At 62.7% G+C, this 21,665-nt stretch carries 20 protein-coding genes; 7 read left to right on the forward strand and 13 right to left on the reverse strand.

The annotated features are described in order from the left end of the window. Positions 1–5: 5 nt before the first annotated feature. The 5 genes from CI15_RS05495 to flhD all read right to left on the reverse strand — a co-directional run bounded on the left by CI15_RS05495 (position 6) and on the right by flhD (position 3,462). Positions 6–383, reverse strand: a complete 378-nt coding sequence (locus CI15_RS05495) for a response regulator (protein WP_062125081.1) — start codon at positions 381–383, stop codon at positions 6–8. 82 nt (positions 384–465) lie between these two features. Next, complete coding sequence (gene motB / locus CI15_RS05500) at positions 466–1,473, reverse strand: flagellar motor protein MotB (RefSeq protein ID WP_062125083.1); 1,008 nt, start codon at positions 1,471–1,473, stop codon at positions 466–468. 21 nt (positions 1,474–1,494) lie between these two features. Then, positions 1,495–2,355: a flagellar motor stator protein MotA gene (gene motA / locus CI15_RS05505; protein WP_062125085.1), complete on the reverse strand. Its 861-nt coding sequence runs from the start codon at positions 2,353–2,355 to the stop codon at positions 1,495–1,497. A 136-nt stretch (positions 2,356–2,491) separates the two neighbouring features. Then, complete coding sequence (flhC, locus tag CI15_RS05510; RefSeq protein WP_062125086.1) at positions 2,492–3,142, reverse strand: flagellar transcriptional regulator FlhC; 651 nt, start codon at positions 3,140–3,142, stop codon at positions 2,492–2,494. Continuing rightward, positions 3,142–3,462, reverse strand: a complete 321-nt coding sequence (gene flhD, locus CI15_RS05515; RefSeq protein ID WP_062125088.1) for a flagellar transcriptional regulator FlhD — start codon at positions 3,460–3,462, stop codon at positions 3,142–3,144. Before flhD ends, flhC begins: the two co-directional genes overlap by 1 nt. 801 nt (positions 3,463–4,263) lie before the next feature. Here flhD and CI15_RS05520 point away from each other — a divergent pair. Beyond that, positions 4,264–5,328 carry a glycosyltransferase family 4 protein gene (locus CI15_RS05520; RefSeq protein WP_062125090.1) on the forward strand — a complete coding sequence of 355 codons (1,065 nt, stop codon included), beginning with the start codon at positions 4,264–4,266 and terminating at the stop codon, positions 5,326–5,328. 302 nt (positions 5,329–5,630) lie between these two features. On the opposite strand, the gene CI15_RS05525 is transcribed toward CI15_RS05520, so the two are convergent. Beyond that, positions 5,631–5,933, reverse strand: a complete 303-nt coding sequence (locus CI15_RS05525) for an H-NS histone family protein (RefSeq protein ID WP_013090908.1) — start codon at positions 5,931–5,933, stop codon at positions 5,631–5,633. Between the two features lie 282 nt (positions 5,934–6,215). On the opposite strand from CI15_RS05525, the gene aqpZ reads away from it, so the two are divergent. The 3 genes from aqpZ to CI15_RS05540 all read left to right on the forward strand — a co-directional run bounded on the left by aqpZ (position 6,216) and on the right by CI15_RS05540 (position 8,478). Next, positions 6,216–6,956, forward strand: a complete 741-nt coding sequence (gene aqpZ, locus CI15_RS05530) for an aquaporin Z (RefSeq protein WP_062125092.1) — start codon at positions 6,216–6,218, stop codon at positions 6,954–6,956. A 173-nt stretch (positions 6,957–7,129) separates the two neighbouring features. Continuing rightward, complete coding sequence (locus tag CI15_RS05535; RefSeq protein ID WP_062125094.1) at positions 7,130–7,897, forward strand: histidine phosphatase family protein; 768 nt, start codon at positions 7,130–7,132, stop codon at positions 7,895–7,897. Between the two features lie 287 nt (positions 7,898–8,184). Beyond that, the gene (locus CI15_RS05540; RefSeq protein WP_062125096.1) at positions 8,185–8,478 is read left to right on the forward strand and encodes a PXPV repeat protein; all 294 of its coding nucleotides are present in this window, start codon (positions 8,185–8,187) and stop codon (positions 8,476–8,478) included. Between the two features lie 101 nt (positions 8,479–8,579). On the opposite strand, the gene CI15_RS05545 is transcribed toward CI15_RS05540, so the two are convergent. Together CI15_RS05545 and CI15_RS05550 are read right to left on the reverse strand one after the other, a co-directional pair. Continuing rightward, on the reverse strand, positions 8,580–9,401 hold the full coding sequence (locus CI15_RS05545; RefSeq protein ID WP_062125098.1) for a Cof-type HAD-IIB family hydrolase: 822 nt from the start codon (positions 9,399–9,401) through the stop codon (positions 8,580–8,582). A 48-nt stretch (positions 9,402–9,449) separates the two neighbouring features. After that, a complete protein-coding gene (locus CI15_RS05550; RefSeq protein WP_062125100.1) occupies positions 9,450–10,340 on the reverse strand; it encodes a glucosamine kinase nucleotide-binding domain-containing protein in 891 nt (296 codons plus the stop codon). Positions 10,341–10,480: 140 nt separating this feature from the next. Between CI15_RS05550 and CI15_RS05555 the strand changes: the two genes are divergently transcribed. Together CI15_RS05555 and CI15_RS05560 are read left to right on the forward strand one after the other, a co-directional pair. Next, complete coding sequence (locus CI15_RS05555; RefSeq protein ID WP_062125101.1) at positions 10,481–11,089, forward strand: DNA-3-methyladenine glycosylase I; 609 nt, start codon at positions 10,481–10,483, stop codon at positions 11,087–11,089. Positions 11,090–11,211: 122 nt separating this feature from the next. Next, the gene (locus tag CI15_RS05560; RefSeq protein ID WP_062125103.1) at positions 11,212–11,637 is read left to right on the forward strand and encodes a hypothetical protein; all 426 of its coding nucleotides are present in this window, start codon (positions 11,212–11,214) and stop codon (positions 11,635–11,637) included. A gap of 101 nt (positions 11,638–11,738) precedes the next feature. Here the strand turns inward: CI15_RS05560 and rpsU are convergent, their stop codons facing one another. After that, entirely contained in the window at positions 11,739–11,951 is a 213-nt protein-coding gene (gene rpsU, locus CI15_RS05565; RefSeq protein WP_006050883.1) for a 30S ribosomal protein S21, read from the reverse strand. Positions 11,952–12,364: 413 nt separating this feature from the next. Continuing rightward, positions 12,365–13,309, reverse strand: coding sequence for an aldo/keto reductase (locus tag CI15_RS05570; RefSeq protein ID WP_062125104.1), 945 nt, complete (start codon positions 13,307–13,309; stop codon positions 12,365–12,367). Positions 13,310–13,631: 322 nt separating this feature from the next. Between CI15_RS05570 and CI15_RS05575 the strand changes: the two genes are divergently transcribed. Beyond that, positions 13,632–18,521 carry an O-linked N-acetylglucosamine transferase family protein gene (locus CI15_RS05575; protein ID WP_062126100.1) on the forward strand — a complete coding sequence of 1,630 codons (4,890 nt, stop codon included), beginning with the start codon at positions 13,632–13,634 and terminating at the stop codon, positions 18,519–18,521. Between the two features lie 103 nt (positions 18,522–18,624). Here the strand turns inward: CI15_RS05575 and CI15_RS05580 are convergent, their stop codons facing one another. Genes CI15_RS05580 through CI15_RS05590 form a run of 3 tightly spaced genes read right to left on the reverse strand, consistent with a single transcriptional unit; the run spans position 18,625 to position 21,650 of the window. Beyond that, positions 18,625–19,299 (reverse strand): DapH/DapD/GlmU-related protein, encoded by a 675-nt coding sequence (locus CI15_RS05580; RefSeq protein ID WP_082814172.1) that lies wholly within the window; start codon positions 19,297–19,299, stop codon positions 18,625–18,627. 23 nt (positions 19,300–19,322) lie between these two features. Further along, positions 19,323–20,468 carry an aromatic ring-hydroxylating oxygenase subunit alpha gene (locus CI15_RS05585; protein ID WP_062125106.1) on the reverse strand — a complete coding sequence of 382 codons (1,146 nt, stop codon included), beginning with the start codon at positions 20,466–20,468 and terminating at the stop codon, positions 19,323–19,325. A gap of 12 nt (positions 20,469–20,480) precedes the next feature. Then, a complete protein-coding gene (locus CI15_RS05590; RefSeq protein ID WP_241495796.1) occupies positions 20,481–21,650 on the reverse strand; it encodes an FkbM family methyltransferase in 1,170 nt (389 codons plus the stop codon). Positions 21,651–21,665 lie beyond the last annotated feature (15 nt).

Here is a 21,665-nt window from a genome sequence, read left to right on the forward strand (position 1 = left end):
GCGGATCACACCGGGTCCGGTTCCGACAGCGCTGCCACCAGCTCGGTCAGCATGTCCGGGTCGAGCGGCTTTTCGATCCAGCCGGTCGCACCCGCCGCGCGCGCCGCCTCTTTGAAGGGTTCGCCCGATTCCGTCGTGAGGACGAGGATGGGCGTCGCCTGATAGGCCGGATTTCCGCGCAGCGCGGTGATCAGATCGAGACCGGTCTTGCCCGGCATGTGCTGGTCGGTCAGGACGAGATCGAACGCCATCGCGAGCGCGTTTTCGAGCCCTTCGTTGCCGTCCGCCGCGAGCGTGACTTCATAGCCGGCACCCGTCAGCGTCGCGGCGAGGATCTGCCGCATCGATGCCGAATCGTCGACTGCCAGGATGTGCCTGATCATGAAAACCTCGCTGCGCTTAACACTGGGCCGCCCGACGGTGCGCGCCGGTCAGGCGCGGACCACGTCCGGCGGCCGCGGTCCGTTACTGGGCCGGCGGCGCTGCCGCCGGCAACTTCGGTGCAACCATCATCGGCTGCGCAAGTTTTTGCAGCAGCGGCTTGGAGCCGGCTGCGTCGTCCGACAGGGTCGCCGTCGTGGAGTCGTCGTGATTGAGCGCGTCCTCCGACTTCCTGTTCAGCACGATGATGCTGATGCGGCGGTTCTCCGGATCGAGCGGGTCCGCCTTGTTCAGGTTCTGCGCCGAGGCGAGACCGAGCACGCGCATCACCTTCGCTTCGTCCATGCCGCCCGCGATCAGCTCGCGCCGCGACGCGTTCGCGCGATCGGCCGACAGCTCCCAGTTGCTATAGCCCTTCTCGCCGCCCGCGTACGGCACCGCGTCGGTGTGGCCCTGCACGATGATGCGGTTCGGCACGTCGTTCAGCGTATGGCCGATCTCGCGCAGAATGTCGCGCATGTACGGCTCGACGACGTCGCGCGCGGTCGCGAACATGGGCCGCTTCTGCGAGTCGACGATCTCGATGCGCAAGCCGGTCAGCGTCGAATCGATGCGGATCTGCTGCTTGAACTGGCGCAGCACCGGGTTGGCCTCGATCGCGGCCATCAGCTTGACCTGCAGGTCGTGCAGGCGCACCTGTTCCTGGCGCTCCAGCTCGCCTTGCAACTGCTTGACCGAGTCTTCGTTGTTATGCGAGGCGGTGCGCTCGGCGCGGCTGCTGCTGCCGTCGGTCGAGCGGGTCACGCCTTGCGCGTCGGTCGAGATGTCGCGTCCGCCGCCCTTCAGGATGCTCGAGTCTTCGGCGCTGCGATCGCCGCCCCACAGCGTGATCTTCAGCGGCTGGTTGAAGTAGTCGGCGATGCCTTTCAACTGCACGGTGGAGGCTGAACTCAGCAGCCACATCAGCAGGAAGAACGCCATCATCGCGGTCATGAAGTCCGCGTACGCGAGCTTCCACGCGCCGCCGTGATGACCGGACTTTTTGGGCGTTGCGCGCTTGACAACGATTGCGCGGTCTTTGTCCTTGCTCATCGGTTCGGTTCCGCCGCCTGCTTATTTGGCCTTGACGCGGCGCACGTGCTCTTCGAGCTCGGCGAACGACGGGCGCTCGGTCGAGAAGAGCACCTTGCGGCCGAACTCGACAGCAATCGCCGGCGCGTAGCCGTTCAGGCTCGCGAGGATCGTCACCTTGATGCACTGGAACATCTTGGTCGACTCGGTCACGCGCTGCTCGGCAACGCTCGCGAGCGGCCCGATCAGCCCGTACGAAAGCAGAATGCCGAGGAAGGTGCCGACCAGCGCCTGCGCGATCATCTCGCCGAGCACCGCGGGCGGCTTGTCGGCCGAGGCCATCGTGTGCACCACGCCCATCACCGCGGCGACGATACCGAACGCGGGCATCGCGTCGCCGACCTTGGTCAGCGCGTGCGCGGGCGCCTCGCCTTCCTGGTGGTGCGTCTCGATTTCCTCGTCCATCAGGCTTTCGATCTCGAACGCGTTCATGTTGCCGCCGACCATCAGCCGCAGGTAGTCGGTCAGGAACTCGATGATGTGCTTGTCGGCGAGGATCTTCGGGTACTGCGTGAAGATCGGGCTCTTCGACGGATCGTCGATGTCGGCTTCGAGCGTCAGCGTGCCTTCCTTGCGCGCTTTCGCGAGCAGCACGTACAGGAGCCCCATCAGCTCCATGTAGACGTCCTTGTTGTATTTCGCACCCTTGAACAGGGTCGGGATGACGCGCACTGTCGCCATGATCGTCTTCATTCCGTTGCCGAGAATGAACGCGCCAACGCCTGCCCCGGCGATCATCAGCACTTCAACGGGTTGCAGCAGCGCGCCGAGATGGCCGCCTTCGAGCGCGTAACCGCCGAAAACGGACAATAGCGTCACGAGTGTTCCCACGAAAATCAGCACTGCCGAGCCCTCACAAAAAAGCGACGGTCACCGTCGTTAGTCAGGTTTACGGCACCGGCGCGGAAAACTTTGGGGAAAAAGGGGGCGCCCGAGTCCGGTGTTAACCAGAGGCTTGCGCCACCTCAACGTGTGCTGCTCAGAGCTCGACGGTCTCGAGGGTTTCGAGCGCGGATGCGGTGCAGCGGGCCTCTTGAGCCCGTGCCTCGACCATGTGCGGTGATAGCGCCGGCACGCCGGGGACGGCAATTTGGCGCCCGGCACGCGTTTGCGCCGCCTTCTTCGTCTTGCCGGCGCGCGACGGCGGCTGGCACAGTCCGCAGACGAACGCGTGCTGCGGATCATGCGCGTGCGCGACGAAGTGACCGCTGCAGCGCCGGCAGGCGCTCATTTGCAGCATGCCCGAGTCGAAGAAGCGCACCAGCGTCCACGCGCGCGTGAGGCTGAGCACCGGCTCGTCGTCGTGCAACTGCACGTGTTCCAGGTAGAGCCGGTAGCTCTTCACGATCGATTCGATCGCGTGGCAGCCGCCGTGATCGGCCATGAAACGGTAGATGTTGTAGAACAGCGATGAATGAAAGTTCGGCTGCCAGGTCATGAACCAGTCGGTCGAGAACGGCAGCATGCCCTTGGGCGGCGAGACCCCTTTCAGTTCCTTGTACAGCCTGATGAGCCGGTCGCGCGACAGACTGGTTTCCGCCTCCAGCAATTGCAGGCGCGCACCCAGTCCAATCAGCTCGATCGCGAGGGTAATTTCCCGGACTTCGAGTACGACGCTCTTGCTGGCCATCAGCCGAGGTGCTCGACCGGCTGGCTCGCCATCAGGATCGCCGAATGCGCCTGGGCGATCGAGCCGGCCTTGTCCTTGTCCGCGAGAGCGGACAGCACCGCGTGGTCGTCGAAGCGGAAGCGGCACAGCATCTGGTTGGACGCCGCAAGCTTGACGGTCTGCGCCAACGACAGATTGGCGATCACATCGGCTAGCTGATCCGAAATTCCCATGCGGAACATGCCCATCGGCTTGTCTTCGCGCAGCAGACGCTGGGCGAGTAGCAGATAAGACAGGTTGACTTCCCTGATCTCACTGAGCATCTGACTAGTCGCGCTCATGATTTCCCCCGTACGTATGCCCGGCTGGTCAGGCCGATTTTTTTTGCGGAAACGTTTGCTCGAGCGCGCGCGATCAATCCGCGCGAATCGGCTCGTCTCTGGTCTGGCAAGCATTGTCTCGAAAGGGGACACAGTCGAAAATCGGAGAGACACCCCAGCTGTCTGACGGATTAATCCGTCATTTGTGTAGGAATAATTCCTACAAGTCTTGCCGTTGAAGACGCTGATTGGGATGAAACCGATGCGCGGGGCGGGTCTGACGATGCGCGAGGGATTTTCTGCGGCTGGGCCGTGTACCGGATGGTGAGCTTTCGGGACTTGACGGCCGCACCGCAAAAACGGTGGAAACCAATTATAAGACCTTTTCACTCGCCTGCAATGTGACTCGGTTAGAGGCATTTCCCGATTCATCCGACCCTCGGGTCCGCCGCTTGCTGCAGTGCATTCCACTTGCTAAGCGTTTGTTCGAATCGGGGGCATGACGCTGCCGGATCAGGTGACGGCCCGTGATCGAACCCCGCTCGAAAGCTGTAACGGCCGATGTTTCGCGCTGTAACAACATTAAGTGTTTGAAAAATAACTCGAATTAGCGCGGTCGATCCCGATAATGGAGGCTAAGGGATTACCCGACACCTATTTCGGGGCCCCCGGGCGGAAAGCAACCGCGCCCAACCGCCCGTCGGGCATACGCTGCGCGCACCATTCCAGCGGTCGTGCGCAGTCCCGGTAAGTTGCAGAAATCTGTCATGGAATCCGAGTCAGCGCTCCAGCGCCAGCTCCGATCGACACAGGAGAAAACGCATGCGAATCGCACAAATCGCGCCGCTTTATGAAGCTGTCCCACCGAAACTCTATGGCGGCACCGAACGTGTCGTGTCGTATCTGACCGAAGCGCTGGTCGACCTCGGTCATGACGTCACGCTGTTCGCGAGCGGCGACTCGGTCACCTCCGCGAATCTCGAGGCGTGCTGGCCTCGCGCGCTGCGCCTCGACCCGACGATTCGCGACGCATTGGCGCCGCATGTGCTGATGATGGAAAAGGTCCGCAAGGTCGCGCACGAGTTCGACGTGCTGCACTTCCACCTCGACTACATGCCGTTCCCCCTGTTCACGACGATGGACACGCCGTTCGTGACCACGCTGCATGGCCGTCTCGATCTGCCGGAATTGCAGCCGGTGTTCGACGCGTTCCAGCACGTGCCGGTCGTGTCGATTTCGGATTCGCAGCGCATCCCGCTGCAGCAGGCCAACTGGCTCAACACGATCTATCACGGTCTGCCGGAGCAACTGCTCACGCCGCAGCCGCACAAGAAGCCCGAATACCTCGCGTTCCTCGGCCGCATCTGCCCGGAAAAGCGCGTCGATACAGCTATCAAGATCGCCGCGCAAAGCGGTCTGCCGCTGAAGATCGCCGCCAAGGTGGACAAGGTCGACATGGAGTACTTCAAGCGCGAGATCGAGCCGCTGCTGTCGATGGCGCATGTCGAGTTCGTCGGCGAGATCAACGAAGCGCAGAAGCCCGAGTTTCTGTCCGGTGCGAAGGCGCTGCTGTTCCCGATCGACTGGTCGGAGCCGTTCGGCCTCGTGATGATCGAGTCGATGGCCTGCGGCACGCCGGTTATCGCGTTCAATCGCGGCTCGGTGCCGGAGGTGATCGACCACGGCGTGACCGGCTATATCGTCGAGGACGTGCAAGGCGCGGTCGCCGCGCTGCAGCGTCTCGACGAGCTGTCGCGCAGCGAAATCCGCGCGCAGTTCGAACGCCGCTTCAGTTCGAAGACGATGGCGCAGAACTATATCGACGGTTATTCGGCATTGATTGAAGCGACGCGGCGCCCGGTATTGCGCCAGGTGGCGGTCGGCTAAGCGCGCTTGAAAAAACCGGCCGGCGCTTTTGTGCCCGGCCGTTTTTTCGCTACGCTTTGAAGGCCCGCTGTGAGCCTTTGCTTATAACGCTCAATAGCGGTTGAAGCCGGCATCGAAGTCGTTTGCACGCACGGAATGCGAAGTTATCTCGCTGCCGGACGCGAAAAAGCCGCCCTGCCTGGGCGGCTTTTTTAATACGCGGATGGTTGCGCTTCCAGGGCGGATTAGCGCGCGGCCAATAAGCCGGGCAGCAACAACCTTCAGTCCGCTTTCACCCTGTCTCGCATCAGCCCGGGCGGAAATCAGGCCGAGCCAATCAGAAAGCGCTCGCGATTCTTGCCGACGATCCATTTGGGCGGTTTTCCGCGCCCGCTCCACGTATTGCCCGATTTAGGATCCTGATATTTTGCCGGCAGCGGTGTCTTCTTCGGCGGGCGACCGCGCTTGGCGGCGACCGCGAAGCCGAGATCCTGCGCCGTCAGACCGTATTCGGCGATTTTTTGGCGGATGTCGGCGACGACATTGTCGATTTCCGTGCGTCGCGCTTCTTCTGCCTGTGCCTGCAATTTAGCGATCTGCGCCTTGAGATCGGCGTATTGAGACATTTGGTTCTCCCCATTCTAGAACTCATTCGACCGCAGACTAGCTGCAATTATAAAAATTCGCAATGGCCACTAATACCGGTTTAGCAAGTTTTCCTCTGATATTTATTAAAGCGCGGGAATTGTAAAACCTGCGCCTTATCTCACAATAGCTTATAAATCCTGTGCAGATTGACAATCCTTGACACCCGATTTGGCGCTGCCTACCTAGAATTGAGCGTTCAATGCACGTACCGTCCTTTTCGATGCGTGCTTCTGAAGTACCCATTCTTTTCAGGATCAAGCATGCAGTTGTCAAAACGCCTCGCTGCCGAACTGTTCGGCACCTTCTGGCTCGTGCTCGGGGGCTGCGGCAGCGCGGTTCTCGCCGCTAATTTCGCCGGGCCAATTCATGGTCTGGGCATCGGCTTCGTCGGCGTGTCGCTGGCGTTCGGCCTGACCGTACTGACGATGGCATTTGCGATCGGCCATATTTCGGGCTGCCATCTGAATCCGGCGGTGAGCGTCGGCCTGATGGTCGCCGGCCGTTTTCCGGCGCGCGATCTGGTGCCGTACATCGTCGCCCAGGTGATCGGCGCGGTGCTCGGCGCCTTCGTGCTGTCGCTGATCGCGTCGGGTCAGCCGGGCTTCGACCTGGTCGCCAGCGGCTTCGCGACGAACGGTTACGGTGAGCAATCGCCGGGGCATTACTCGCTCGCCGCCGCCTTCATTTGCGAAGTCGTGATGACGGGCTTCTTCCTTTTCGTGATTCTGGGCGCAACCGACCGTCGCGCACCGGCCGGTTTCGCGCCGATCGCGATCGGCCTGTGCCTGACGTTGATCCACCTGATCTCGATCCCCGTCACGAACACGTCGGTCAATCCGGCACGCTCCACGGGCCCGGCGCTGTTCGTCGGCGGCGTTGCGATCGATCAGCTGTGGTTGTTCTGGGTCGCACCGATCATCGGTGCGGTGATCGCGGGCCTCGTGTATCCGCTGATCGCCGAGGATCGCCGCAGCGATGCGCGCTCGCTGGCGCTCGACTGACGGGCAGGTCGACGCGTCGGTCGCGTGATCGGCGAGTAGTCAGCATGAATGGGCGCCCCGGCGCCCATTTTTCATTGCGGCCATCAATGCGATGGGCATGCCGCGGCGGCCCCGTGCACGCGCGCACCGCTGCTAGAATCGGGCGACCTCCCAGCCTCGCACAGGTGCTTTCGATGAACCGTTTCCGCGGATTCCTGCAGGGCGTCGCCCTATCGTTCGGCGGCTTGTGCGCGAGCACGTTGGCGTTACCGCCTGCGTACGCAGCGACGAGCGAAGCGGCTGTCATTGCGAGCACGCCCCCCGCCCCCGCCGCGGCCAGTGGCAATATCGAAACCCTCATATTCGTTCGACACGGCGAAAAACCCGTGCAAGGCTACGGCCAGCTCGACTGCCAGGGGCTCAACCGTGCGCTCGCGTTGCCGGCCGTCATCGCCGCCAAATTCGGCAAACCCGATGCGATCTATGCACCGGACCCTGGCCAGCAAAAAAACGACAGCGGTCATCCGTACTATTACGTGCGCCCGCTCGCGACGATCGAGCCGACCGCGATTCAATTCCAGATGCCGGTGCAAACGCCGTACGGCTTTGCGCAGATCGACCAACTTGGCAACGCGCTCGTCGATCCGGCCAATCGCGGCAAGTTGATCGTCATTGCGTGGGAGCACAATCTGATCGAGAAGCTGCTGCGGCAGATGTTGAGCGCGCATGGCGGCAATCCCGAGGACGTGCCGAAATGGCAAAGCGACGACTTCGACAGCATTTACATCGTGAGACTCGACTGGCGCAACGGCACGCCACACGCGAGCTTCAAGCACGATCGCGAAGGACTCGACGGACGGGCGACCGACTGCCCTTGCGCGGCGTTGCCGGGTGGGACGGCGTCTTCCGCCGGGACGACTTCTTCGGCAGCATCGTCCGCGTCGGAGCGTGCGCCAGATTAATCGGGTAATACAGATGTAAGCCGTGATTACGCGTGCTGGTGCGTCAATCGGCAAGCGCGCGCGACGCGCCGTCTGGCGGCTTCGGTTCATCGGCCGCAAAGCCGCGTGGGGCGCGGCTGCAAGCGAGACGAGGTCACTGCGCCTAGCGCCCTCGCGACCTTTCCGCCTGCCGTCGATGGCTTCGACGATGCTTGCAGTCCGTAACATCTGGTCGCAGTCCCTCCTGCCGCGAGTGCGTACATTGGTCCTGTGCGACAAACCTACGTCGCCTCACAGGAGAGAACAACATGAAACGCATCGTCACTCACTTGCTGGTTGCTGCCGGACTCGCGGCGGGCGCATGCGGTGTCGCGCAGGCGCATACGGATCTGAGCGTGGGCCTATCGCTCGGCGCCCCGGTTTATGCCGCGCCGGCGCGCGTCTACGCGGCGCCGGAGCCGGTGTACTACGGTGGCTGGGATCATCGCTACGGGCGGGGCGATTACTACCGCGACTATCACCGCGATGACCGTGGTTGGCGCCACGACGACCATCGCTGGGGTCATGACGATCGCGGCCAGCATCGCGGCTGGCGGGATTGATGGGCGTGAGCGGAGTGCGCGCTTCGCGCTCCGCGAGTAATTTCTGCGGCCCGCATCCGTGATTGTGGATGCGGGCCGTTTTCAATCGCAGCGACTCAGGTTCAGGACGCCAGTTCGTCGTTGAGCGCAAACAGTTTGCGCAGATGATGCGCAACGCCCGCCTCGAAATTGTTGCCGATGCGTGGCACATGCGGCAGACGCGTGATCAGATCGGGATTGGCATTGTTCATCATGAATGGATGGCCGGCCGTCTCGAGCAGGTCGATGTCGTTCATGTTGTCGCCGAAGGCGACGCACTGCGATGCGTCGACACCGAGGCGCTCGAGCACGACCTGCAGCGCGCGCCCCTTCGACACGTTCGCGGTCATGACCTCGAGACAGTCCGGCAACGAATACGTCACGTACAGACGCTCACCGAATTCGCGTTCGAGATTGGCGGCCACCTGTGCGAGATCGGCGGGATCTCCGATATATAGCGCCTTGGCAATGTCGACGCCGTCGTGCTTCGGCAGATCGGTCACTTCGTACGTGAAGCCCGAGTCCTGGTGGAATTCCAGGAGATGGGGCGCGTCGCGGTCGATCAGCCACGCCTCGTCTGCAAACAGACTGACGATCACTCGACCATGCGCGCCGACAATTTCGGGCTGCACGAGACGCTGGACGATCTCTGGCGGCAGATCGTCGGCATGGATCACGGTGTTGTCGGGCGCGTGAATGCGCGCGCCGTTCGACGTGATCAGATACGGATTGATGCCGAGCAGGTCGCGGATGCCCGCGACGTCACAGTAATGCCGTCCTGTTGCGATCACGAACTGCAGCCCGTCGCTTTCGAGCTTGCGCACCGTGGCTATCGTGAACGGGTCCACCTGGTGATCGGCGTTGAGCAGCGTGCCGTCGAGATCCGTGGCGATGACTTTGTACATGGTGAAGTCCGACGGCCGAGCCGTCTTGGCAGCGTCAAACCTCGTATTTTACAGGTCTGAGCCAGCCACCCGCTGCGCCTCGCGCCGTGCCAGCTCCAAGCCGCCATGCGCCGAATCGGCCCGCGGCTCACGCAGACGGGCCTGATATGCGTGCGGCACGTACTCGCGCAACGGCGCACCGAGGCCACCGCACAACGCGACCGGCAGCACGTGCGTCGCGTCGAGCGCGGCGATCATCTTGCCAACTTCGACGCCCGCCTCGCCGAGCAGCCGCGCCGCGAACGGGTGCGCGCGGTGTGCGATTGCGATCGGCGCAAGCCGCGCATAGGCGGTCTGATTGGCCTCGCACAGCCACACGACGAGGCTGTCGCGATCCTGCGCGCCGGTATCGGCGAGCAGCGCATGCGTGAGATCGTCGACGGGCACGCGGCCGTCGAGCGCCTGTTGCGCATGCACGATCAGCCGCAGGCCGAGCCAAGCGCCGCTCGCTTCGTCGCCCGACGGAAAGCCGTAGCCGCTGGCCATGCGGAATTCGCCGTCGTTCGCGAGCGACGCCGCGACGCTGCCGGTACCCAGCGCGACGATCACGCCAGGCGCGCCGTCGTGCGCGCCGAGCAGGGTCGTGTAGGCATCACTTTCGACGGCCAGTCCGGCTAGCTGCGGCGCCTGCTCATGAAACTCGGCGAGCCAGTCGCGATTGTTGACGCCCGCGAGACCGCAACCGAGCACGCAGCGTGACCAGTCCAGCGCGATTCCAGCTCGCTCGAAGGCTTCCCCGCACGCGGCCTGAATGGACTGCCACGCGCGCGGGATACCGAGGCCAAGGCCCGACGGGCCGCTGGCCGCCTGCGCCAGTTCGCGGCCCTGCGCGTCGCCGAGCACGACACGCGTGCCGGTGCCGCCGCCGTCGACGCCGATCAGAAAGAAGTCGTGGTTCATCGAATCGAATCAGCTCCGTGGGTGAATAAGGCGTAGCGTGGCAGGTCAGTTTGAATCGCGCAATTAGCCGAATGGCCAACTTCCGACACGCACGGCTTCCGCTATGCTGGCAAACGACATGACCACGCGGGAGCGCGACAGTGACACAACGATGCAACTGGGTATCGAGCGAAGCGCTCGCACAGTATCACGACACCGAGTGGGGCGTGCCCTCGCGTGACGACCAGCACCTGTTCGAGATGCTGGTGCTCGAAGGCGCACAGGCCGGTCTGTCCTGGTCGACGATACTCAACAAGCGCGCCGGCTACCGGCGCGCGTTCGCCGACTTCGACATCGACAAGGTCGCGGCCTTCACGCCGAAGCACGTCGATGCGCTCGTTGCGGATGAAAGCATCGTGCGGCATCGCGGCAAGATCGAGGCGGCGATTGTGAACGCGCGCGCCGTGCAGCAGATCCAGGCCGAACACGGCTCGCTCGCGAGCTTCGTCTGGTCATTCGTCGACGACACGCCGATTCAGAACGAATGGGCTTCGTATAAGCAGGCGCCCGCCTCGACCGAAGTATCGGACGCGCTGAGCAAGGCGCTCAAGCGCTACGGCTGCAAATTCGTCGGCTCGACGATCTGCTATGCATTCATGCAGGCGGTCGGCATGGTCAACGACCATGAGACGAGTTGCATGTGTCGCGAGCGGTGTGTGTCGCTTGGCAAGAAGGGGCGTCGCATCAATAAAGCCAAAGCAGCGAAATAAGGCCCTTTCACGCTCGTAGTCGGCCCTTCGTCGGACCAAGCACGGTGGATACTCGATGCCATGCGCTCACGCGATGCGCGCATAGCAAAAATAACCACCGCCTCGGACGCGGGAGACCAACCATGAAATCCCTCAGCTTCCTGACCCATCAGGACATTTACGATCAGGCCGTCACGCATCTGTTCGACCAGAAGCGCGCCGCACTGCTGCCGAGGGGTGGCGGCGCCTACCGCGGCTATTGTGGCGGCTGCCCTGTCGGCAACTTCATCAAGCCGCGCGACTATATGACCGCGATGGAAGGGGTGCCGGTGCGCTTCATCGGCAAATCACCGGCCGAAGTGCCCGCTTACATGGACGTCGGCGTGGCTGCGCTGAAAAAGGCGCTGTTGCGCGCCCGGATCAACGTTTATGACCCGGTGACCATTTCTTTGCTCAGTTGCCTGCAAAACGTGCACGACGTGTTCGGCACATGGGAGTGGCAGGAGCGGCTGGGATCGATCGCGCGCGAGTTCGGTCTGTCGGCCGAGCGACTGAGAAGCGCGGCATAACAACGGTACGCGGACGGCAACAATCAGGCGCCCAAAAACAAAACGGCGATGTGGCTTCTTTCGAAGCTCACACCGCCGTTCGGCGTACGTAAAAAGCGTGCTTAGTGCAGCTTTTTCGGCAGCATCTGGCTGCGCAGACGCTTGTGCAGACGCTTAACAGCTGCTGCCTTCTTGCGCTTGCGAGCCGTAGTCGGCTTTTCGTACGACTGGCGCTCACGCAGTTCAGCGATCAGGCCATTCTTTTCGATGGCGCGACGAAAGCGGCGAATTGCCACTTCGAACGGCTCGTTTTCCTTCAGAAGAATCGTCGTCATGTAATTCCTAACTCAATCACTAGATACGGGTTTAATTGCATGGCGGCAACCATTCAGGTCACCACTCACGCGCCGGCCCTCCGGTCGCTCCGATTCATGGCCAGTAACAGGCAAACGCAGGATTGATATACAACCCCGGCCAAACCACGAATGAAGCGAGAGGCAAAGCGGCCACGGAGGCCGGAAAAGAGAGGTGGGGAGTTCACCGCGGAACGCGGACAGACGTAATGCAAAAGCCGCGTCTGTTGCCGTTTCGCCAACCTTTCATCAATGAAAAACACTGACGAAACAGGCAAAGATCTCAATTCACTCCCGATCATATCAGGAAACTCTCCATCGTACCAGGGGTTTACCGATTCCGCCAGGCTTTTCCCTGGCGCCAGCCGCCCCGGCGTGGGCGGCCGGACACCGGTCTATTGCGCGCTCGCTTCGTCCAGCTCACGGATATCGTCGGCTGTCAGGGACAGCTGGACGGCTGCGGCCAGGCTCTTCAACTGCTCGACCGAGGTTGCGCTCGCAATGGGGGCCGTAACGCTCGGGCGCGCAATCAGCCACGCGAGCGCGATTGCGGCCGGGGTGCTGCCGTGCCGTTGCGCGACGCGGTCGAGCGCGCCAAGAATCCGCAGGCCGCGCTCGTTCAGGTATTTTTCGACCCGGCTGCCGCGCGTCTTGCCGGCCAGATCGGCCGGGCTGCGGTACTTGCCCGACAAGAACCCGCTCGCAAGGCTGTAATAGACGACCACGCCGAGATGATTCGCGAGTGCCACCGGCTCGCTGTCGCGCTCGTATTGCGCGCGGTCATACAGGTTGTATTCGGGCTGCAGCAACTGATACTCGGGCAGCCCGTGCTGGCGCGCTACCGCGAGCGCTTCCTCGACGCGCGCGCCGCTGTAGTTCGACGCGCCGATCACCCGCACCTTGCCCGCTTCGATCAGCCTCTGATACGCGCCGAGCGTTTCGGCGAGCGGCGTCGCGGTGTCGTCGTCGTGGGAAAAATAGACGTCGATGTAATCGGTTTGCAGGCGGCGCAGCGAGTCTTCGACAGCCGCCCGGATGTTCGCGGCCGACAGCCCCTGGCGCTGCGGATGCTTCGACACCTTGGTCGCGAGCACGATCCGCTCGCGCTTGCCGCTCTGACGGAACCACTTGCCGAGGATCGTCTCCGACTCGCCGCCCTGGTTGCCGGGCACCCAGGCCGAGTAGACATCGGCGGTGTCGATGAAGTTGAGTCCAGCGTCGACGAACGCATCGAGGATCGAGAACGACGTCGCCTCGTCGGCGGTCCAGCCAAATACGTTGCCGCCGAACATCAGCGGGGAAACCTGCAATGAGGAAGTGCCGATCCTGCGTAGTTCCATGATGGCTCCAGGTGTGAATGGGCGAACGCAATGCGGGAACTGGCTGCGAACCCGAAACCGCTGAGAATACGCCGCCTTGAACAAGGCTGCAGCGCGGCGCCGCTGCTGGTCAGGCCATTGGCACGTCCGATCACCAGCTCGCCGCCACGATCGCCTGAGCATAGGGCGCCGCTCGCCCCGTCCTTGATTCGAGCCGGCCCCGCAGTTCCCGATGCCCCGCCAAATTGACGACTGTTTTGCCGTTAGCTCGACGCATCGAGACAGCAGCCCGCCCCGCATAATTGCAGCCTTAGTCTCCTGGCCCTCTATGCGCGAACTCGACATGTCCACTCGTTCCTTCCAAACCGCCGCCCCGGAGCTCGAGCAACAACTGGAGCAGGACATCGCGGTCGTCATGCAGGCGGCGTTCGAGCATCATCGCAGGCAGGAATTCGACCAGGCCGCTTCGCACTACACGGCGATTCTCGAGGCGATTCACGATCACGCCGGTGCCCATTACCACCTCGGCCTGCTGCTCGTGCAAACGGGGCGCTCTGCCGAAGCATGGCCGCATTTCGAAATCGCGCTCGGCCGTGAGCCGAACAACGGCGAGTATTGGGTCGGCTACATCAACGCCCTGATCGAGAGCGGCCAGAACGAAGCGGCCCGGGCCGCGTGTGAGCTGGCACAGCAACTCGGCGTGTGCGAGCCGGCGCTTGCTACGCTGCTCGCCCTGATGCCCGCAGGCAATACGCGTCGCGCGAGCACAGAGGAGCTCAACGAGCACGCCGCTCTTTTCAGCAAAGGAGAGATCGAGGCATCGCTGAAAATCGCCCTTCGCCTGACGACGCACTATCCGTCGCACGGAGAATGCTGGCGAGCACTGGCCCTGTCCCTGCAGCGTCTGGGGCAGTACGCCGAATCCGTGCCCGCTGCTGAGCACGCCGTGCGGCTGCTTCCAGACGATCTGGTTTCTCACATGCTGCTCGCAAGCGGACTGTGCGCCATCGCCGACTGGCCGCGCGCCGAGGCCGTCTGCCGCGAGGCGCTCAAGCAGTTCCCCCGTTACGCGGAACTGCATCGCATGCTGGCGAACAGCCTGACGGCGACGCACCGTTACACCGAGAGCATCGACAGTTGTCGCCGCGCCGCGGCGCTGGCGCCCGGCCATGCCGACATCTATGGCACGCTCGGCACCGCTCTGCTCGGACACGGCCAGAACGAAGAAGCGGAAACCGCGTTTCGCCGCGCACTCGAATTGACACCGATGGATGCGAGCGCGTACACCGCGTTGCTGCACTGTCTGATGCACAAGGTCGATCGGGACATGGCGATGTTCCGAGCCGAAGCGGGCGAGTTTGCGAAGCGACACGAAACGCCCCTTCGCGCGCAGTGGCCTCGCCATGAGAACCCGCGAGATCCGTCGCGACGCCTGCGCATAGGCTTCGTCTCGGGCGATCTGGTGGATCACCCTGTGACGTCGTTTCTTTTGCCGGCTGTCGAGCATCTCGCGCGGGACAATAGCCTTTCGCTGCACTTCTATTCGAACAACCCGGCCAGCGACAGCGTCACCGCCCAGATCCGCGGGCACGCCGACGGCTGGCGTGAAGTATTCGGTCTCGCCGACTCCGCGCTCGCGCAGCAGATTCGCGCGGACGGCATCGACATTCTGATCGACCTTGCGGGCCATTCGGGCCGCACCCGGCTTGCAGCGTTCGCGCACAAACCGGCTCCGGTTCAGGTCAGCTGGATCGGCAACCCTGCCACCACCGGCCTCGCGGCCATCGACTATTACCTGTCCGACCGTTTCGTCACGCCGCTCGCGCAGTTCGCCGACAAGTTCTCGGAAAAGCTCGTCTTCCTGCCCGCCCTCGCTCCGTTCAGGGCACCGGAGAACGCGCCGCCAGTCAACGAGTTGCCCGCGTCGCGCAATGGCTTCCTGACCTTCGGCAGTTTCAGCCGGATGAGCAAGATTGGGCCGGCAGTCGTGGCGCTCTGGGCGCGTGTACTGCGCGAGGTGCCGGATGCGCGTCTCGTCATCGGTTCGATTTCCGGTCAGGACGAGATGAACAAGCTGAGCGCGCAGTTCGCGGCTGAAGGGATCGACGCTGCGCGCCTCGGCTTTCTGCCGCGCAAAGGCATGCTCGATTATCTCGAGCAGCACCATCAGATCGACGTCTGTCTCGACGCGTTTCCGTTCGGCGGCTCGACCACGACACTGCAAGCCTTGTGGATGGGCATCCCCACCGTGACGCTCCCCGGCGATTCGATGGCAAGCCGCAGCAGCACGGGCTGGCTCTCACTGCTGGGACTCGACGCGCCCTTCGTCGCACAGGACAAGGACGACTATGTGCGCAAGTGCGTTGCACTCGCCGCCGACATCGAAGCACTCGCGATACTGCGCCGCGAGCTTCGCCCGCACTGCGCGCAATCGCCCGTGTTCAGCGCGAAACCCGTCGCGGACGCCGCATCGCGCGCGCTGCGCATCATGTGGCAGCGCTGGTGCGATGGACTCCCGGCCGAACATTTCGATGCCACTTCGCCGGTTCTCGCCGAATCCGCCGAGCGAGCCGCCGATCCGCAACGGGAACCCGACACCCCGGTAGCACACGCAGTTCCTCCCGCAAAAAGCGATGGCCGACGCGCAAGCGCCAAAGAAATGCGCGAATACACCGATCTCTTCGGTAAGGGAAAATTCGAAGCGGCGCTCAAGATCGCGCATCGCTTGACGAAGCGATACCCGTCGCACGGCGAATGCTGGCTCGCGCTCGCGTGCGCGTTGCAGCGCGTGGGCCAGCACATCGAGTTCGCGAGCGCCGCCGAGCGTGCCGCCACCTTGCTGCCCGGCACGCTCTCCGCGCAGACACTGCTGGCCGACGCACTGAGAATCACGCGCCAGTTCGAGCGCGCCGAAACGCACTGCCGCGAGGCACTCGAACGCCATCCTGAAAGCGCGGCACTGCATCACAGCCTGGGGGGTGTCCTGCAGTCAATGGGACGGCATGCGGAGAGCATCGCCTGTTTCCGCCGCGCGGTGGCGCTGACACCGGACAATGCCCTCGCCCACGACGCCCTCGGCGTCGCACTGCTCGAGTACGGCGAGCGCGAAGAGGCCGAGTCCGCCTTGCGCCAGGCACTCGCATTGGCGCCGACGCAGGCGCAGGTGCACAGCAACCTGCTGTTCTGCCTGATGCACAAAAATGGGCTCGATGCGGCGAGCGCCCTGGCGCAATACCGCGAATTCGCGACGCGTCACGAGGCCCCGCTGCGCGCGCGCTGGCCGAAGCACGCCAATGATCGCAATCCGTCGCGGCGTCTGAAGATCGGCTTCGTTTCCGGCGACCTGTTCAATCACCCGATCGCGTATTTCCTGCTGTCGATCGTCGAGTACCTCGCGCGCGACACGAGCCTCGCCCTGCACTTCTATTCGAATCACACGGTCAGCGATGGGTACGCCGAGCAGATCCGCGCCCATGCGCAAGGCTGGCACCCGGCTTCCGGCATCAGCGATGCCGCGCTCGCTGAAAAGATCCGCGGCGACGGCATCGATATTCTCATCGATCTGTCCGGCCATACCGGCCGCAACCGGCTCGTCACATTCGCGCACAAACCGGCGCCGGTGCAGGTCAGCTGGATCGGCAACCCATCGACGACCGGCCTGACCGCCATCGACTATTACCTGTCCGATCGCTTCGTCACGCCGCTTGAGCAGTTCGCCGGGCAGTTCTCCGAAAAGCTCGTGTTCCTTCCGGCGCTCGCGCCGTTCAAGCCACACCCGCACGCGCCGGACGTCAACGCGCTGCCGGCCCTGAAGAATGGCTTCATCACGTTCGGCAGCTTCAGCAAGATGCTCAAGATCGGGCCGGAAGTCATCGCGCTGTGGGCGCGGGTGCTGCGCGAGGTGCCGCATTCGCGCATGGTCATCGGCGCGATCGTGGCACCGGAGCAGATCGGCAAGGTGAGCGCGCTGTTCGCCAGCGAAGGGATCGACGGCAACCGCATCAGCTTCTTGCCGCGCGCCGGCATGGCGGCTTATCTGGAGCAGCATCATCAGATCGACGTGTGTCTCGACGCATTTCCGTTTGCCGGCTCGACCACGACCATGCACGCGCTGTGGATGGGCGTGCCGACCGTGACCCTGCCGGGGGTCTCGATGGCAAGCCGCGGCAGCACGGGATGGCTCTCGCACCTCGGCATCGACGAGGCGTTCGTCGCGCGCGACGAGGACGATTTTGTGAGCAAGTGCGTCGCGCTGGCCGCCGACCCGGACGCGCTAGCGATGGTGCGCCGCGAGCTTCGAGCACACTGCGCGCAGTCGTCGCTGATCAGCGCGGACTCGATCGCCGACGGCGCATCGCGTGCGCTGCGCACGATGTGGCAACGCTGGTGCGACGGGCTGGAACCCACCCACTTCGAAGTTGCGGCGCACGGCGCGAATGCGCCGACGCAGCCGGTCGCGGCGCGGGAAAGCGACACGCAACCCGCCGCCGGGCCAACGGCGGCAGCGGCCACGTCGAGCGAGACGGCAAACGACGTCCCCGCGGCGATCAAGCCGATCCGTTTCGTCTGCGGCACCCGTTGCAGCCGCGAGCAGTTCTGGAATGAAACCGCGCTGGGCCGCACGCTGAAGCCCTACGCGAACCAGCCCGACGTCCAGCTCCAACTGTTCGCCAACAACACACGCGGCCTCTCCAGCATCTACAACGAGGCCATCGAGCACGCGAAGCAGGATCCAGCGATTCTCGTCTTCATTCACGACGACATCTGGCTCAGCGACTTCTTCTGGAAGCTGCGCGTGCGTCGCTCGCTCACGCGTTTCGATGTGGTGGGCCTTGCCGGTAACCTGCGCCGCGTGCCGCATCAGCCGTCATGGGCCTTCGTCACGCCGGACTTGCGCTGGGACGAGCGTCGGTACCTGAGCGGGACGGTCGGCCACGGCAAGGGATTCCCGTGCCACGAGATATCTAACTTCGGTCCCGCCGCGCAGGAATGCAAGCTCCTCGACGGTCTCCTGCTGATTGCCGACAGCGAAACGCTCGCGAGCCGCGACGTCCGATTCGACGAGCAGTTCAAGTTCCATTTCTACGACATGGATTTTTGTCGAGAGGCCGAACTCAAGGGGCTGCGCATGGGCACCTGGCCGTTGAGCGTGGTTCACGAAAGCGGCGGGGCGTTTGGGTCGCCGGGATGGAGGGAGGGGTACGAGCGGTATTTGCGGAAATACGGGAGCTAGTAGATTGCAGGCGGTATCAGTGCATGGGGCTGATATTGCGCGCCTGCGCTAGTTGCGACTCAAATCAAGGAAATCTGCGCCAGCGGAAAACCAGAGGGCGGTGTTACATGCCCGCATTTTCCGCTGCAAGCCGACGGTCGACGATGCAAGCCGAAGCCCGCAGCGCCTCATGGATGAAAACAGGTTCCGTCAATGAAGAGCGAACATCCTCAAACGCCTTGAGATACGACCAGGCCGGAACCTCGACCGATTCGGCAATACGCACCTGGCTACCGATTGTGCAATGGTGGCCGATCTTTGCATAACGATCGACGAATACTGCCGAGCCGAAATAGGCATTCTCGCCGACTTCCGTACCCTGACCGAAAAAGCACCTGGCCCCGACGATGACGTTGTCGCCGAATTGCACATCGTATTGCGCGGTGACACCTTCGAGAACCAGACAGTGCTCGCCAATGACGACACGCGCACCGAGTTGCGCCGAAGGACTGACATAAGAAGCAAGCCGATAGCCCTGCTGTTTCGCAGTTGCGGCGATCTCGGCGCGCACGGTGTTCTGCCGTGCATGTTCTAGCGCAACGAACACCTCATATTCATGGGAAGGATGGCTCTGCGCCAATGTCTCGAACGGCACGAAAGGCAGATCGCCATGTTCGTCTTGCGGAATGAACCGCTGATGTGCCGTACGAACGACCGTATCCGCACCACTGTCCGCAAACAACGCGCAAACCATCCGGGAGAAAGGGCTAATGCCAAAAACGACGATCTTGCGACTCATGAAATAGCGGTCCCCTAGCCCCGTTATGCGCCGATATCGATACCGGCCCGCGTCATGGCGGCGACGTAGGCGGAATCGAAATTGATTATTTTGTCTTCACGTTTGCCCAATACGGCATGCCGCCGGACCGACGCAATGCCGCGCTGGCTGGATTCGACGGCCTCGATGTCCTCGTTGAAAACTCGCAAGCCGCTAAGCGCCAGGTGATAAAGGATGTCCGGCGTGACTCTGGACTGCCCATCTTTCTGACGCCCCGGCACAACCCACATGTCGATTTCCGTCGAGGACTCGGAGGTCGGACGATAACGCACGATGTTGTACCAAAGCCCCTGCACGGAAGTAATGATGACATTGGGCCAGAGTACAAAATGCATGTAGTGATCGAACGCAATTTCCCTATTCGCGAGGCAGCCGTCGAATATCGCAGCATTTCGCGCCTGCGCGGCTTGCGTCATCATCACCTTGAGCAACGCATGTCGGTTGCCGTAACCGTCGGGAATGCGTTCGACACTGCCGTCGAAAGGATGAGACAGCCATTCCGCGCCAATATAGTCCCGCGTATCGAGCGACGACAACGGATGCACGAACTGCGCGTGAATGTCGTCGTAGCCGTTGTGCATCAGGAATTTCCAGTTACACGCGGCATGGATACGGGTGCGGAAGCTGATGTCGTCGAGCGCGTTACCGATACTCGCCAGCAAGCCGGCGTGCTCTCCCAACTGCGAAGACAAGGCAGCGTCCGGCGCTGCCGAGACAAACACCATGTTTCCCAAGGCCGTATGGGAGAAGGACTTCGCAGCCAGACATTTGGCCTCCTCCACACTGATGGGATAGAACGCCTCGTTGTGCGGAATGCCGACCGGCACGCCGGATGGGTCATAGACCCATCCGTGATACGGGCAATGCAGGCCGCGATTACCGCGCTCCGTCGGCTGCAAAGGTGCGGCGCGATGCGAACACACGTTATGCAGGGCCGCCAGACGGCCGCGAAAGTTCTGCAAGACGTAAGGCTGTGAGCCGATCTTGCCAGTCACGAAATCCTTGTCGTCGCGTACGTCAGTCCGCAAGCATGCGAATTGCCAGGTTCGCTCGAACAGGATGGACTGCTCGGCAGCAAAGATTGCCGGATCAGAGAAACATCGCGGCGGAAGCTTCGATTCGAAACCCATATCGACTGCGTCCTATTCGGCCCGGGTCAGCGGCGCCCAATCATCGCGCGGCGAAGCGTAGATGATGCTGTCGTAGAAGAAGCTGTAGTGATGACGCAAGTGCAGGCGATGTCCAGGGACGATTTCGCGCAGCGTATCGGCCACGTCCAGCAGATCGTTCGCGTAGTGGTATGAGGCAATCGCCATTCGCGGTTTCGCACGGGCGATCAACTGCGCCGCGCCACGCAAGGCACGCGCCTCGAAACCTTCGACGTCCATCTTGATGAAGGTGGCGTCTTCCACCACGTCGTCGAGTTTCACGCAAGGCACCTCGACCCCGCCACTAGAACTGACGTGACTGCCCATCGTGCCGGTCTGGTGGAAACGCAACGTCTCGCTACGGTCGGATACCGCGCTGCAGTGCGCGTGCATGAAAGACAACGGATAGGGCATCAACTTGTTCAATGCCTCATAGTTTTGCGCATCCGGCTCGAACGCATGCACACTTGCCACGTTCCAGTCGGTCGCGCCCAACAACTTGGCGACGACGGTGCCCGTATGCGCACCGCAATCGACGAAGTGCTCATTGGTGCCGATCTTGAATGTTTCGCTATGTGCGCTACCCACGCCAAAATATTCGTCGTGCGGACTAGCCATGACCGCATCCAACGCATGGCGATCGAACTCCAGGCGCTGCAGCAGCACGGCATAAAGGGTCTCGCGGCTGCGTTCGTCTTCGAGTCTTTCGGCGAAGGCAAGCCAGTCATCGGCGCGCTCCTTGGTACGAGCACGATACTGCAAGACCGGCTCGTACACGCCGGGGCAATCGTATGCCGCAAGCAATTCCACCAGATCGTGAAGCGGCAAGCTCAAGTGCCTGGCCAACGCGCGGAAACGCGCCTGCCCATAGCGACTCTGCGTGAAATCGACGGCCTTGACCTCCGTGCCTTTTGGCACGCGCCGCGCCAGTTCCGCGGGCAATTGCGCCGACGTGCATACGGGGATGCCGGAAACCTGTTCCACGCGAGACCAGTCGTCGACAGCCAATACCACGTTCGCGCCACGCGCCAGCAAGCTCGGGAGATGAATCGATGCGAGGAATGAGCCGGGACCGAAGACGACCAGCGCCACGCCCTTCAGACTGGCAGCAGCACGTGCGGGCGCCGTATCGTCGGCAAAGGCGCGTAGCAAGCGCTCGCGCAAAGATGAGGAAGCGTT

This window comes from Paraburkholderia monticola, assembly GCF_001580545.1.
Classification (GTDB): Bacteria; Pseudomonadota; Gammaproteobacteria; order Burkholderiales; family Burkholderiaceae; genus Paraburkholderia; species Paraburkholderia monticola.